This is a genomic window from Calothrix sp. PCC 7507 (genome assembly GCF_000316575.1).
Classification (GTDB): domain Bacteria; phylum Cyanobacteriota; class Cyanobacteriia; order Cyanobacteriales; family Nostocaceae; genus Fortiea.
Genome location: NC_019682.1, coordinates 6,366,363 through 6,380,435, shown reverse-complemented (window position 1 = coordinate 6,380,435; position 14,073 = coordinate 6,366,363). Strand labels below are relative to the sequence as shown.

At 43.7% G+C, this 14,073-nt stretch carries 13 protein-coding genes; 3 read left to right on the top strand and 10 right to left on the bottom strand.

Translation table 11 applies throughout. The annotated features are described in order from the left end of the window. Positions 1-733 precede the first annotated feature (733 nt). On the top strand, positions 734-1,705 hold the full coding sequence (locus CAL7507_RS27370; RefSeq protein ID WP_015131435.1) for an IS110 family transposase: 972 nt from the start codon (positions 734-736) through the stop codon (positions 1,703-1,705). Between the two features lie 81 nt (positions 1,706-1,786). Here the strand turns inward: CAL7507_RS27370 and CAL7507_RS27365 are convergent, their stop codons facing one another. The 3 genes from CAL7507_RS27365 to CAL7507_RS27355 all read right to left on the bottom strand — a co-directional run bounded on the left by CAL7507_RS27365 (position 1,787) and on the right by CAL7507_RS27355 (position 7,553). Further along, the gene (locus tag CAL7507_RS27365) at positions 1,787-4,993 is read right to left on the bottom strand and encodes an efflux RND transporter permease subunit (protein ID WP_015131735.1); all 3,207 of its coding nucleotides are present in this window, start codon (positions 4,991-4,993) and stop codon (positions 1,787-1,789) included. 184 nt (positions 4,994-5,177) lie between these two features. Beyond that, positions 5,178-6,773, bottom strand: a complete 1,596-nt coding sequence (locus tag CAL7507_RS27360; protein WP_015131734.1) for an efflux RND transporter periplasmic adaptor subunit — start codon at positions 6,771-6,773, stop codon at positions 5,178-5,180. Positions 6,774-6,938: 165 nt separating this feature from the next. After that, entirely contained in the window at positions 6,939-7,553 is a 615-nt protein-coding gene (locus tag CAL7507_RS27355; RefSeq protein WP_015131733.1) for a TetR/AcrR family transcriptional regulator, read from the bottom strand. Positions 7,554-8,335: 782 nt separating this feature from the next. Between CAL7507_RS27355 and CAL7507_RS27350 the strand changes: the two genes are divergently transcribed. Then, positions 8,336-8,614, top strand: coding sequence for a Calvin cycle protein CP12 (locus CAL7507_RS27350; RefSeq protein ID WP_015131732.1), 279 nt, complete (start codon positions 8,336-8,338; stop codon positions 8,612-8,614). Between the two features lie 85 nt (positions 8,615-8,699). Here the strand turns inward: CAL7507_RS27350 and CAL7507_RS27345 are convergent, their stop codons facing one another. From CAL7507_RS27345 to apcB, 6 genes are all read right to left on the bottom strand, one after another. After that, entirely contained in the window at positions 8,700-9,149 is a 450-nt protein-coding gene (locus CAL7507_RS27345) for a DUF29 domain-containing protein (protein WP_015131731.1), read from the bottom strand. Between the two features lie 23 nt (positions 9,150-9,172). Then, the gene (locus CAL7507_RS27340; protein ID WP_015131730.1) at positions 9,173-9,991 is read right to left on the bottom strand and encodes a TlyA family RNA methyltransferase; all 819 of its coding nucleotides are present in this window, start codon (positions 9,989-9,991) and stop codon (positions 9,173-9,175) included. 97 nt (positions 9,992-10,088) lie between these two features. Beyond that, positions 10,089-10,424, bottom strand: a complete 336-nt coding sequence (locus tag CAL7507_RS27335) for a XisI protein (protein WP_015131729.1) — start codon at positions 10,422-10,424, stop codon at positions 10,089-10,091. After that, positions 10,412-10,627 (bottom strand): element excision factor XisH family protein, encoded by a 216-nt coding sequence (locus CAL7507_RS33740; RefSeq protein WP_083862928.1) that lies wholly within the window; start codon positions 10,625-10,627, stop codon positions 10,412-10,414. Before CAL7507_RS33740 ends, CAL7507_RS27335 begins: the two co-directional genes overlap by 13 nt. A gap of 70 nt (positions 10,628-10,697) precedes the next feature. After that, positions 10,698-10,949, bottom strand: a complete 252-nt coding sequence (locus tag CAL7507_RS33535; protein ID WP_015131728.1) for an element excision factor XisH family protein — start codon at positions 10,947-10,949, stop codon at positions 10,698-10,700. Between the two features lie 248 nt (positions 10,950-11,197). Next, a complete protein-coding gene (gene apcB / locus CAL7507_RS27320) occupies positions 11,198-11,707 on the bottom strand; it encodes an allophycocyanin subunit beta (RefSeq protein WP_015131726.1) in 510 nt (169 codons plus the stop codon). A 360-nt stretch (positions 11,708-12,067) separates the two neighbouring features. Between apcB and glnA the strand changes: the two genes are divergently transcribed. Then, positions 12,068-13,483: a type I glutamate--ammonia ligase gene (glnA, locus tag CAL7507_RS27315; protein WP_015131725.1), complete on the top strand. Its 1,416-nt coding sequence runs from the start codon at positions 12,068-12,070 to the stop codon at positions 13,481-13,483. 161 nt (positions 13,484-13,644) lie between these two features. Here the strand turns inward: glnA and CAL7507_RS27310 are convergent, their stop codons facing one another. Continuing rightward, a complete protein-coding gene (locus CAL7507_RS27310) occupies positions 13,645-13,845 on the bottom strand; it encodes a hypothetical protein (protein WP_015131724.1) in 201 nt (66 codons plus the stop codon). Positions 13,846-14,073 lie beyond the last annotated feature (228 nt).

Sequence of the window (14,073 nt, the reverse complement as noted above, 5' to 3'; positions counted from 1 at the left end):
AACGATAACTTCTATTGATGAAAGGGTGAAAACCTACCCTAGGACTGATCCCAAGGTTAACGAACACATCACTCTCAAATTTTTTCTCGTGCTTGTGCGATCGTCAGATGCAATACAAGGGAGGGCGGGGTTTCCCACCTGTGTCAACTTAAGACCTGGCGAATAGAATTCGCGGCTAGACAGGCGTTCGCGTAGCGTCTCGCAGAGAAGTCCGCCTCCGCGGACTAAGGTCAAATTAAGGTTGTTTAACCTGCGGAGGCAGGTTTTGTCTGTGTAGCCGAGCCAGCGCCGTGGGCGGGTTTCCCGACTTGAGGCGACTGGCGTGCGGTTTATAACCGCCGATTTTGCTTAAGTTGACACCAATGGGGGTTTCCCCGCCCCTTGTATCTTAAATAGAAGATCCCAAGGAACCGAGTAAATAGCTTTCACTGTGATGTAGAGCAAAGACTTGACTTGAGAATGCAGTTCAAAAAACTTAAATGTTGCCTGTACTAGTTTAACGACACAATTCTTTTTGGAGGACTGGTAATACCAGGTCAAGCTGCCCCGCCCCTTTGACTATACAAAAGTCTGTCACGTAGATTGGCAACCTGTATCGGTGAAATCGAATTGAATTGTAGAAACTGGACAGTATCTTAGACCCCAAATATTGGGAAAGTCTGCATTCACAAGGATAGTAGATGCAATTCATCAGTTCTTCTATTGTAGAAATTAACTGTGGAGGAAATGTCTCATGTCAAAAATAGTTCTCGGTATCGATATCAGTAAAAAAGATTTTCATGTGACTTTGATACTGGAGAACCAAACCACAAAATCCAAAGTCTTTAAAAACAATCCAGAAGGTTTTCTTGTCCTGAAAAATTGGCTCTCCAAACAAGGAGCGACTCAAGTTCATGGCTGCATGGAAGCGACAAGCACCTATGGCGAAGCATTGGCAGAGTTTTTAGTGGAGAATGGTCACAAAGTCAGTGTGGTCAATCCATCCCGCATTAAAGGATTTGCCAAGAGCGAACTACTTCGTACTAAGACGGACAAAGTAGATGCCGCAGTGATTGCGCGTTTTTGTCTGGCGATTGCCCCAGAACTTTGGACTCCTTTACCAGTTGAGGTGAAAGAGCTTCAAGCGCTCCTTCGTCGTTTAGAATCGCTCACGGACATGTACCAACAGGAGCAGAATCGGTTAGAAACTGCCACACCCACTGTTGCCGCTTTAATTGAGTCTCATTTAGAGCAGTTAAAACAGCTGATTGTCCAGGTGAAACAACTGATTCACGACCACTTTGAGCGCCATCCTGATTTGAAGGCCAAGCGCGACCTTTTAACCTCAATCCCTGGTATTGGTGAGCAGACTGCGGCTGTGCTGTTAACCGAAATCGGTTGTCTTGAACAATACCGCAACGCTCGCCAGTTAGCTGCTCATGCTGGCTTAACTCCCCAAGAACGTTCTAGTGGTTCTTCGGTACAAGCTAAGTCTCACTTATCGCGAATTGGCAATGCCCGACTCCGAAAGGCACTTTATATGCCTGCTGTCGCTGCTATGCGCCATAATCCTTTGCTGAAATTATTTGCACAGCGATTACTTGACCGTGGCAAGGTCAAAATGCAAGTCCTTGGTGCTGTTATGCGTAAGCTCTTGCATTTTGCTTTTGCGATTTTAAAATCCCAAAAGCCTTTTGACCCTGATTATCTCGCTCATGCCTCTTGACGAATCAAGACAGTATCTACAGGCTTTGTGATTTAAACTTGTACCTCACTGATCTGCAAACTGCTATAACTGTTCACTGATTTAAAAGCGGGATACTTCATGGTCAGTTTCTGCGGCATGGGAATTATTATTGCTATCCAAAGCAACTGAATCTGTTTGCAGTTGTGGATGTTGATTTAATTTGAACAAGCGATCGGTAGTTGACTTAATGACAATATACAAAATTGGCACGACAAACAAACTCAAGAAAGTAGCGACGAACATACCACCAAATACTGCTGTTCCCAAAGATTGGCGACTTCCTGCTCCTGCACCTGAGGCATTAGCTAAGGGGAAAATCCCTAATAGAGTAGCAAATGCAGTCATCAAAATTGGTCGTAAGCGCTCTTGAGAAGCTGTGATCACTGCCTTTGTCATCCCCATTCCTTGTTCTCGTAATTGGTTAGCAAATTCCACAATTAAAATCGCATTCTTACTAGCTAATCCAATCAACATTACTAGACCGATTTGACAATAAACATCATTAGCAAAACCCCGCATTGATTGAGCTATAAGTGCGCCAAAAATGGCTAAGGGAACTGAAAGGAGGATGATGATGGGGTCTACGTAGTTTTCGTATTGAGCTGCTAATACTAAAAAGACAAAAACCAAACCTAAACCAAAAATCAAAGGTGCTAAACTGCCAGAATCTATTTCTTCTAAAGCCGTTCCTGACCATTCATAACCATAACCAGGTGGTAAAACTTCTTTGGCTAACTGCTCCATAGCCTTAATTGCGTCTCCAGAACTAGAACCGGGAGCAGCAGAACCATTAATTTCAATGGCGCGGAACAGATTGTAGTGATTAATTGTTTGCGCTCCCACTGTGGGAGTAATCTTGACTAGGTTACTCAAGGGAATCATTTGATTCTTTTGAGAACGCACAAATAGCTGACCAATATCTTTGGGATTGGAGCGAAACTGTTGATCAGCTTGCACATACACCCGGTAATTCCGCTGCTGGAGATTGAAATCATTCACATATCTTGAACCCAAAGCAGTTTGTAGGGTATTGAAGATATCATTGATGCTAACTTGCAGTGACTTGGCTTTGTTGCGGTCTACTTCTACTAGCAGTTGTGGTGTATCGGCCGCAAAGGTACTAAATACAGCTTGTAATCCCGGCGTTTGATTGGCGCGCCCCAGCATTTGACCCATTGACTGCACCAGATTTTCTAAACCACTAGTACCTCTGCGGTCTTGGAGTTGAAATACAAAGCCGCCAAAGTTGCCTAAACCTTGAATGGGTGGGGGATTTACAGGAAAAACCCTGGCTTCTGGGATGGCTAATAATTTTCCTTGTAATTTACCGATAATTGCTTTGGCTGATTGATCGGGTCTTGAGCGCTCATCCCAAGGTTTTAAAGTGGTAAATACGATACCGCTATTGGCAGTGCTTCCACTGAAACCGAAGCCGCCCACAGCGAAGGTTCCTAAAACCTCTGGAAGTTGGAGGATTTCTTTTTCTACCTTGGCCATAACGTCGCTGGTATATTGCAGCGAAACGCCTTGTGGCCCTTGAATAATGGTCAAGAAATAACCTTCGTCTTCGTCTGGTAAAAAGGCTGTAGGGACTGAGACATATAACCAAGCAGTCAGTCCTAATGAGACGATAAATAGCCCAATGACGATGCTTTTGATGCGGACGAGAAAAGTCAGCGATCGCTCATATCCCCTTGTTGCCCAATCGAGAAACCGATTAATTAGGTCAAAGAACCAACTAATCCATCTAGGAGGATTTTGTCCTGGACGTAGCAGCATAGCACACAAAGAAGGTGTGAGGGTAACTGCTAAAAAAGTAGAAATACCGATCGAGAAGGCGATCGTCAGCGCAAACTGTTGATAAAGCGCCCCTGTGGTTCCCGGAAAGAAGGCGACCGGTACAAACACCGCCATCAGCACCAGTGAAGTTGCAATCACCGCCCCAAACAGTTCCGCCATTGATTCACTAGCCGCCCGGCGGGGATTCATCCCTTTACCCTGAATAAAGCGGCTGATTTGTTCGACGATGATGATTGCATCATCTACCACCATCCCCGACCCCAAAGTTAGACCAAACAAGGTCAAACTATTCATCGAAAAGTTAAAAGCTTTGATGAAAATAAACGTCCCAATTAGCGATAGTGGAATGACAATTGCGGGAATTAGAGTGGTTCGCCAATTCTGCAAAAACACAAAAATCACAATCACTACCAGCACTACCGCTTCTATCAAACTCTTAAACACTTCTGCTAAAGACTCTTCTACAAAAGCGGTTGTGTCAAAAGCTATCTGATATTTTAGACCTGGGGGAAAACTCGGAGCTAATTTTGCTATTTCGGCCTTGACTCCTTTGCCCACATCCAAAGCATTACTACCAGGAACTTGATAAATTCCCAAACCTACAGCTTCGTTGGCACGAAATCGCAGAAATGTATTATAGTTTTCTGCCCCTAGTTCTGCTCTACCTACATCTTTTAATTTGACTAATGTGCCATCATTCTCAGTTTTTAAAACAATTTCGTTAAATTCTGCTGCTTCTGTCAATCGACTAGAAGCACGCACGTCAATTTGATATGTTTGTCCCGGTGCTGCAGGTTCTTGACCGATTCTCCCAGCCCCAACTTGCAAGTTTTGTTCAGCGAGGGCGTTAGTCACATCATCAGTTGTTAACCCCCGACTAGCAAGGCGATTTGGGTCTAACCACAAGCGCATTGCATAGCGGCGTTCACCAAAAATCCGCACGTCGCTAACACCTTTAACTCTTTTTAAAGCATCTGCGATGTAAAGGTCGGCGTAGTTGCTCAAGAATATATTGTCATACTTTTTATTTTCAGCAAACAAACCAATTCCTAAAAGAATACTGCTAGACTGCTTAGAAACCTTCACCCCCGTGCGCTGCACAATATCAGGTAATTGTGGTTGAGCGACGGAAACACGGTTTTGCACATCGACGGCAGCAATATCTTTATTTCGCGATGAATCAAAGGTTGCTGTAATGGTAGTTCCACCATCGTTACTGCTACTAGAGGTCATATATCTCAGACCTTCGATGCCGTTGATTTGCCGCTCTAGGATGTTTGTTACCCCACTTTCGACAACTTCCGCACTCGCGCCGCTGTAATTGGCAGTAACGCTGATTTGAGTAGGAGTAATATCTGGAAAACGAGCGATCGGCAGTGTAGGAATGCTAATTAATCCTAATAAGAGGATAATCACACCACAGACCGAAGCAAATACTGGTCGCTTAATAAAAAAATCAACAAACATAAAGAATTGGGGATGGGGAATAGGGAATGGGGAATAGAGGCGTCTGAAGGTCAGTTTCCCGCAGAGTCAGCCCAAAAGAAGAACGCAAAAGTGTCAACTCAAAAAAACTCTGCGTACCTCTGCGCTCAACTTTGCGCCCCTCTGCGTTGAAAAACTCTATATTTTTACCCAAAGCCAGGATTGATTAGGGCTTCTTTCCTGCCGGTGCTTCAGTTTCAGGAACTATAGGTGCGCCATTAGTCAGGTTAAGAATGCCGGAAACAATGACTTTTTCACCAGCTTTTAGTCCTTCAATTACTTGATAATTACTGCCCTCAATAGCGCCCAATTTCACCGGCTTTTGCACCGCTACCAAGGCGGGCATTCCGGGTTGGGGTTTTTCTGGTGGTTGTGCCACAAACACAAAATTCTCCCCACCTAAGCGAGATACTGCTGTCACAGGGATGAGAATCCCTGGACGTTCTTCCCAAATCACTTTGGCTCTGACTAACTGACGATTGAGCAGTTGCCCACCAGAGTTACTAAAGGTGGCTTTAGCCAAAATTGTCTGTGAATCTGCGCTGGCATTTGGGGAGATAAAACTCACTCTACCTGTAGCGCCGGGTTTACCTTGAGCATCTAGCATTTGCACTGGTAAACCCACACGCAATTGTTTAGCTTGGTTGACGGGGATGGATAAATTCAGTTCTAAAGAGTCATTTTTGGTGAGTGTGGTAAGTTCGTCTCCTTTATCTACATAATCTCCGACCTTTACCGGTATATCACCAACAATGCCGGTGAAAGGAGCAAGAATGTTTGTGTATTGCAGTTTGACTTGGTTAGCACGAACTAGAGCTGCGGCTTCGGTTACTTGCGATCGCGCTTGGGCAATTTCTTCTTGACGAGGGCCATTCTCCAATTGCTTGAGATTTTGTTTTTCTTGTTCCACAGCCGCCGCTAACTGATTAATATCAGAGCCTCTACTTTTGCGGACTTGATCTAGTCGGCGCTGGGCTTCTTGGAGTCTGGCTTCTGAACTACGCTGTTCTTTGAGATAACCTTCTAGTTGATCTTGAGAAACCGCACCTTCTGTTCTTAAACTTTGGTACCGCTTGGCTCGTGACTGTGCTAGTTCCAGATCAGATTTTGCCGCTTCGATTTGAGCTTCTACTTGGGCAACTTCTTCTGGACGCGCCCCGCCTTGGGCATTTGTGAGTTGAGCTTGGGCTTGGGTTAATTTGGCTCTTGCTTGGGCAATTTCTTCTTTGCGAGTACCGGCTTTGAGTTCAGCCAGCTTGGCGCGGGAGGTTTCTAGCGCTGCTTTGGCTTGTGATAGCTGGGCTTGGGCATCATCACTTTGCAGACGTACCATAACTTGCCCTTGCTGGATGCGATCGCCCTCTTTAACCACAATCTCGGTGACTCGTCCTTCAATCTGTGGTTTGAGTGTCACCGAGCGTGGCGCTTCCAAAGAGCCGACGAACTCCGACGCTTCCTGGACACTTCCTGTCTCCATAGTCGCTAGTTTGACAGGAATTCCCTTCGGTTGACCAGCCATTGCACCAGCACCTGCGCGGGCGTTACTAGCCGAGCTAGTTTGCCACCAGCGCCAGCCAAGACCAAGACTGCCAATTATCAGGATGAGTCCTAAAATCAGCCGCCAACGTTCTTTAAGATTGGGTATGAATTGTTGTTCTTTTTCAAAGTGGGAATTTTCTTGTTGAGCCTGACTGGTATCAGCGATCGCAGGCTGTTCTGTTTCAACGGGAACAGTGGACTCAGGGAACTCAGAATGGGACATCTTCGTTTTCTCACTTTTTCAACTCAGACCTAGATAACCTGTTTTTGGCTGAAAGAACTGGAGCTAAATTATATTTCAGCCATTTTTAATGTATTTTTTAAGACTTTGAGGTAGCGTACAAACCCTTGTTTTAGCGCAGAGAGAAAACGCGACTCTATGCCCTGATCATTCATTTATTTGACAAGTGCTAATACCGCGCACGAACATATCAACACAAGTTTCAATGTATTCTTCGCGACCATAGCCCAGTATGTCAGGGGTATCACTCAAACGCAGCATCCCATGCAGCAACATGCCACAGAAACTATCTACAGAGGCATTTAAATTGACATCTAGGCGTACCGTACCCTTCTCTTGACCTTTTTTTAAATAAGCAACCAACTGTTCACGCAATGTTTTGTTAGTCTGATATACAATCAAACGGGCAGCTTCAGGATGTCGCTTGGCTTCTCCAATAAATGTCCGAATTAGAGCTTCATGTTCTACCATCATCTGACTACAAAGCTTGGCATAATGCATCAGGTCGATGTGTAGGTTTTGAGTCCACTCGTCCTGATGGGCTAAAGCTTCTGCTTGTAAAGATGTAGCTTGCTGAATGACAGCAGCGAGTAATTGCTCTTTGTTATGGAAATGGCGAAACAGAGTTACCTCGTTAACCCCAGCAACCCGCGCAATCTCCCGCGTTGTGGCCCCAGATAACCCCGCAGTGGAAAACACCTCCGTTGCGGCCTCTATTAATCGCGCCCTAGTCTGCGCTGCTCTGGAAACCAATTTCTCCATGCAATTTAATATCTATGCAAGCGCTTACTTGCACGTGTAAGTACTTGCTTGCATTATAAGCATATATACAAAAAATCTGCACAAAAAATCTTGTTGTATGGCGTAGCTAGAGTTGAGAGCGATCGCCCATCGTCTTCACTCTAGAGGGGATAATATGCTACTACGTACTACGTATAGCGATTTTCAGATCAGTGAAATACAGTTTTAAATCACAAAGCCTGTAGGGACGGGGTTTCCCCGCCCTCAAAAATCAAGAGATAGAAAGTATTGAGAATAACTAAAATCTCAATTCTTCTTTGTTACCCTATGTGTATTAACGTGAGTTCGACAGATTCCAAATAACCCCTCTCCAAACCTCTCCCCGCTTCGGGGAGAGGCTTAAAAACCCTAATTTTTTGTGCCCAACTCAGGATATTGAAGCCCCTCTCCGAGACGGAGAGGGGTTGGGGAGAGGTTCATCGAACTCGCGTTGTATTAGAGTTGAGCAAATTCTTCTGAGCATTTATCTATAACAGAGAACAGGCTTGAAAGACTCTTGATATCATCGAAGATCAGTTGATTACTGCATTCTTTTGATTAGCTATATCAAAGAAATTCGTAATTTGTATTGATAGTCAGTGGTGACTTGAACCCATTTTAATTACGAATTAGCGATAGCGAAACCAAACCTTAGCCTATATCTGATAACAGTCAACAGTCAACAATCCTAAAGAGTGTTTATCTAATCTAGACGCTCATCATCTGAGTTCTGCCCTATTTTAATACGCAGAGGTGAAAGTATTATGTCCACAAATCTAGAAGTAGTCCAAGCCGCTGTCACCGCCTATCAAAACGGGACTAAAACTCTTGAGGAAGCAATTTTAGCAGCTATTACCGAAGCCCGCACCACATGCGATCGCCACGGCAATAATTCCGCTGATTGTGCTGTATCTTGGGATATTGTGGAAGAATTGCAAGCGGAAAAAGCGCACCAACAGCAAGCAAAAAAACGCAAAACCCCTCTAGAATACTACTGCGAACAACATCCAGAAGCGATCGAGTGTTTAATCTACGACGTTTGAAAAAAATGCGTGGGGTGGAAATCTCCACCCAATTTTTTTTAGCCCTGATGTTTTGACTCTGGACATTTGACTTCCCAAAAGGAATTTAATCAGGTAAAAATTCGCTATCTATTAGCTGTTGAGAAGTAAATGGACATTGTTGAGGAAAAATATCAGGTGATAACCCGGTTTCTGCAACCGCCCAATCTAAAGCAGGAAGATAACAATCTTGCCAGATACTCTCGTAATATTTCTTCAAACTAGGATGTTTTTGCAGAGATTTATTAATGCGGCGACGATGTTCTTTAATACTAGCCCGCCAACTTCCTGAACGATAATCGGGTTGATATTTCCATTTGAGTAGATGAGCTAAGACTACAATTAAATTATTTTCTAAAGCATCTTTTAAACTACCACCCATTTCCTCTATTTCTTCTATTAATAAATCAATATCTACATCATCAAAATTACGTTGTCGCAACTGGTTGATTGTAGATTTCAGCCATAATTCATAATCTTGTTCATGGAGAGATGATAAATCAAATTGATTACTCATCTTCGTTCAAATCTCCTATAAAATTAATTTTTCAGTAACAACTGAACTACTGGTTTCGTTATTTGCCAAATCGCTGCTAAATCGAGTGGTATTGTCTCACTTTCCATTCCCAACCACAAGAGATATTCGATATTTCCCGCAGGCCCAGTAATCGGAGACCAAGTCAGTCCCTTGTATTTCCATCCTAATACTTGAGCGGCTTGCAACACCTGGAAAATCGCGTTAGCTTGGTCATGAGGATCGCGTACCACGCCTTTTTTCCCCACACGAGATTTCCCTACTTCAAACTGTGGTTTAACTAACAAAACTGCTTCTCTGGGAGGTTGTGTCAGTTGCCACAAAGCAGGTAAAATCTTAGTCAAAGAAATAAACGACACATCTACCACTGCCAAATCAGGGATAGGATCGCCCTCAACATACAGTTCCTCTGGCTTTAGCTGGCGTAAGTTGGTGCGTTCTCGCAAAATCACTCGGGGATCATTTCGCAATCGCCAGTCAACTTGCCCATAACCGACATCGATACCATAAACTTGTTTAGCGCCGGCTTGTAGCAAACAATCAGTAAAGCCCCCTGTAGAAATACCACCATCCAGACAAATACGTCCATCTACAGGAATTGCAAAGATTTCTAAAGCTTTAATAAGTTTTTCACCGCCACGAGAAACAAAGCGCGATCGCTCTTTAATCTTGATTTGTGCTGAAATATCAATTTCTGTCCCAGCTTTATCAACCACCATGTGATTCACACTCACTTCCCCAGCCTGAATTAGCCGTTGTGCTAAAGCCCGAGAAGCACATAAACCTAATTCTACTAATAGTGTATCCAGTCGTTGTTTAGGCAATTAACTTGATTCTCCTGGCAAAATTAAACCCCATAATCAGCGCCTCAAGCATCTGCTTGCTTCTTTTATGCTTTGTCAATACACGACATAAAGATAATCAAGATACAGCAAAATCGGTGTATTGACGGAGTTCCGCAGGATGGAAACCCAAGACAATATCTTGACGCGGAATACCAGCTTCTAATAATGCTTCTGCTACAGGAAGAGAAGTCCCATCATATTGAATCCACACTTTATCACTGATGATATCTATATGCACTACAGAACTATGTACGCGGCGCACTCCATCCCAGCCGACATGTATGACTTCATAGTGATCTCGCTCTGAGTCAATAACAGCTTCTGTCTCTATTTGACCATTAGCAGGTTTGTGACTAGCATAGTCAAATATCAACTGACGAATAATCTCACGATACCGGACTAGCTTATCCATTTGATAACCCTCTTTAGCTGCTCGTCAAAAACAATCAGGTTTATTCCTATGGTATTCAGAATTAATTGACCAAAGCGTTCAGAAAATATACCTTCATACACTCGCTTGGGAACTGCTAAATAAAGTTGGCGTTTTGGTTCTACTTCTTTAAGCACAGTGCGATAAATTTCATACTGTCCTACAGCTTCCTGGAGATCACTTATACCGTTTCTTTGTGAAGCTGCATATAATTCACCCCCCGGCTATCGCCGTCCCCCCCTTACCAAGGGGGGACTACAGGGGGGTATTATTATGTGCATCTTCATACAAAATAGGTATTACAGGAGAAGGATTCAGAAAACTTTTAATTTCAACAGCGATTTTTTCATTACCTCTCTGTGCAGCAATAGTAACTTTTTCTGCTCCAATATCTATGTAAAGTTCCCTACCTCCATAGGCGAGATATAAGGGATCGTTGGTTATTGTCCAGCCATCTGCTACAAGTGCTTGAATGACTGCGTTGTGATATAAGTCTTTAGCAGGCATTAGTCAAAGACATCTCTAAAAACACAGTTTTAACCTAAACCTATTCTTTCAGATGCAACGCCTAGTGGTTTGTCAATTTTGTTTTGAGGGGTTTTTGGTAGTGCGGGCCGAAAAGCCCGCGTGAGCGAGACGCTCACACTACAGTCCCTCATTTCAACCCTGACAGACTACTAGTTGTAACCATAAAAAAGCGATCGCACATTCAGCTTGTTGGGCGATCGCTATATTTTATACTTGTTTTTACAGGACTAAATATCTGTCTCGCTCAACTCACGGGTGATATGGTCGAAAGGTTCATCCACAAAAGCAGTATTAACCACACCTGCGGCTGCTACTTGTGCCTTTACCAGATCCTTGATAATTTGCACACCGCGAACCGTGGGACCAATAGGTACACCTAAAGAATTGTAAGTTTCCCGCAGCCCTTGCAGCACTCGCTCATCTAACACATTGGTGTTACCCGCAACCAGCGCATAAGTAGCGTAACGCAAGTAGTAATCCAAATCCCGCAGACAAGCCGCATAACGACGAGTCGTATAAGCATTTCCGCTAGGGCGAATCAACTCCGGTAGTTCTTCAAACAATTTAGAGCCAGCTTGCTTGACAATTCCAGCTGCATTAGCATTAATCGCCGCCGCTGCTTGCACTCGCGCCGTGCCGCTGTCAAAGTAAGACTTGAGGCTGTCGAGCGCATTCCGGTCAAAATAACGACCAGCTACGTCATAATTCTTAATTAAAGTTGTTACTGCATCGCGCATCCCTTTTTCTCCCAATCATTACTATCTGTGGTTTGATATTTATTTGACTGCTTTTATGTACATCTATTTCTTGTGCCACCTAAAATAGATTCGGCACAAAAACAATCTATCCGCTACTTAAGGATTTTATGCCAAAGTTGACCCCTATGAGATGATCTTTCCAGTTTGGTGCAGATAATCCGAGAAAGGTTAACATAACCTGTAAACCAGACAATTTGTAGCCAAAACTACAAAATTGCCTAATCTCCTATCCTTAGGATATTCCAGGAGTGTCACAATTGGGTTCAGCTCATAAGGGTTAACATGGCTGAGAAGATTCTAGTCAGACTTTAATTAAAATTGGCAGAGTAAGGAGTAACAATGACAACCCCACAAGAAGTCTTGAAACAGATTCAAGACCAAAAAATTCAGATGATTGATCTGAAATTCATCGATACACCAGGAACATGGCAACACTTAACCGTGTTCCATAACCAAATCGATGAAAGTTCATTCACTGATGGCGTACCTTTTGACGGTTCTAGCATTCGGGGTTGGAAAGGCATCGAAGAATCAGACATGACAATGGTTCTCGATCCAAATACTGCCTGGATCGACCCATTCATGAAAGAGCCAACTCTAAGTATAATTTGTAGTATTAAGGAACCCCGCACAGGTGAATGGTATAACCGTTGCCCGCGGGTTATTGCCCAAAAAGCAGTAGAATATCTAGCTTCCACAGGACTGGGTGACACAGCCTTCTTTGGCCCTGAAGCTGAATTCTTCATTTTTGATGATGTTCGCTACGACCAAACAGCCAACGAAGGCTACTACCATGTAGATTCTGTCGAAGGCCGTTGGAACACAGGTAGAAAGGAAAGCCCCAACCTCGGTTACAAAACACGCTTCAAAGAGGGTTACTTCCCAGTTCCGCCAACGGATAGCTTCCAAGATATCCGGACAGAAATGCTGTTAACAATGGCAGCCTGCGGTGTACCCATTGAAAAGCAGCACCATGAGGTTGCGACTGGTGGTCAGTGCGAACTAGGTTTCAAATTTGGTAAGCTGATAGAAGCTGCTGACTGGCTGATGACCTACAAATATGTCATCAAGAACGTGGCCAGGAAATACGGCAAAACCGTTACCTTCATGCCAAAACCAATTTTTGGTGATAACGGTTCTGGGATGCACTGTCACCAATCTATCTGGAAAGGTGGTCAGCCGCTGTTTGCCGGTAATGAATACGCTAAGTTGAGTAAGATGGCGTTGCATTACATTGGTGGCATCCTCAAGCACGCACCAGCGTTGTTGGCAATCACTAACCCCACCACCAACTCTTACAAGCGTCTTGTACCCGGTTATGAAGCACCAGTAAACTTGGCTTACTCCCAAGGTAATCGTTCTGCTTCTGTGCGGATTCCCCTATCTGGTGATAACCCTAAAGCCAAGCGTTTAGAATTCCGCTGTCCGGATGCTACTTCTAACCCATATTTAGCATTCGCGGCTATGCTTTGTGCTGGTATCGACGGGATCAAGAATCAAATAGATCCCGGTGAACCTTTAGATAGAAATATCTATGAACTGTCTCCAGATGAACTCGCGAAGATTCCTTCAACTCCCGGTTCTCTGGAACTAGCATTGTCAGCACTAGAACATGATCATGCTTTCTTGACACAAACAGGTGTGTTCACAGAAGACTTTATCCAAAACTGGATTGACTACAAGCTAACTAACGAAGTTAAGCAGATGCAGTTGCGTCCTCATCCTTACGAATTTGCTCTCTATTACGATTGCTGATTTTTATTAACTAGTAGTCTGTCCCATTAATTTTATGGGGCTGCGAGATCCCCGACTTCTTGAAGAAGTCGGGGATCTGAATAATTTTTTTGCCACCCCGAAGGGTGGCTTTTTTTTCGAGATTTTTGCAGTTGAGACTCAATCACTTAAGAGTCCGCCGATTAACTCATAGTGGCGTTGCTGTGCCCATAGATCGCACGAGTAGTCGGGTCAATTTTCCCTTGAATTGGGTTCCAGTAGTGGGATGCTTCTTCAGGAAGACCAAGTTGTTGTGCATCACGCATCAACATTGATTGTTGACGATTCTTCACTTGCTGATATTGACGCACCATAATCGCACGGGATTTTTCTTGAATAGACATAACACTGTCCTCCTTAATATTTAACTTATATATTGTTTTTTCCTGACAATAATAATATAACACCATATTCTGTAACAACAGATACAAAATGCTATTTCTTAACAAGAGTTAATATTTGGGGTGGATGATTGTCTTGCCGCAACGCCGCAGCAGCAATGAAGAATAGTGAGCGCTGAGTATTAATTCAGGTCAATTACGTTAAAATTTAAACACAAATTTTATAAAAGT

Coding starts and splice junctions, on each gene's coding strand:
- CAL7507_RS27370 (WP_015131435.1), top strand. CDS start 734: ATGTCAAAAATAGTTCTCGGTATCGATATCAGTAAAAAAGATTTTCAT.
- CAL7507_RS27365 (WP_015131735.1), bottom strand. CDS start 4,993: ATGTTTGTTGATTTTTTTATTAAGCGACCAGTATTTGCTTCGGTCTGT.
- CAL7507_RS27360 (WP_015131734.1), bottom strand. CDS start 6,773: ATGTCCCATTCTGAGTTCCCTGAGTCCACTGTTCCCGTTGAAACAGAA.
- CAL7507_RS27355 (WP_015131733.1), bottom strand. CDS start 7,553: ATGGAGAAATTGGTTTCCAGAGCAGCGCAGACTAGGGCGCGATTAATA.
- CAL7507_RS27350 (WP_015131732.1), top strand. CDS start 8,336: ATGTCCACAAATCTAGAAGTAGTCCAAGCCGCTGTCACCGCCTATCAA.
- CAL7507_RS27345 (WP_015131731.1), bottom strand. CDS start 9,149: ATGAGTAATCAATTTGATTTATCATCTCTCCATGAACAAGATTATGAA.
- CAL7507_RS27335 (WP_015131729.1), bottom strand. CDS start 10,424: ATGGATAAGCTAGTCCGGTATCGTGAGATTATTCGTCAGTTGATATTT.
- CAL7507_RS33535 (WP_015131728.1), bottom strand. CDS start 10,949: ATGCCTGCTAAAGACTTATATCACAACGCAGTCATTCAAGCACTTGTA.
- apcB (WP_015131726.1), bottom strand. CDS start 11,707: ATGCGCGATGCAGTAACAACTTTAATTAAGAATTATGACGTAGCTGGT.
- glnA (WP_015131725.1), top strand. CDS start 12,068: ATGACAACCCCACAAGAAGTCTTGAAACAGATTCAAGACCAAAAAATT.
- CAL7507_RS27310 (WP_015131724.1), bottom strand. CDS start 13,845: ATGTCTATTCAAGAAAAATCCCGTGCGATTATGGTGCGTCAATATCAG.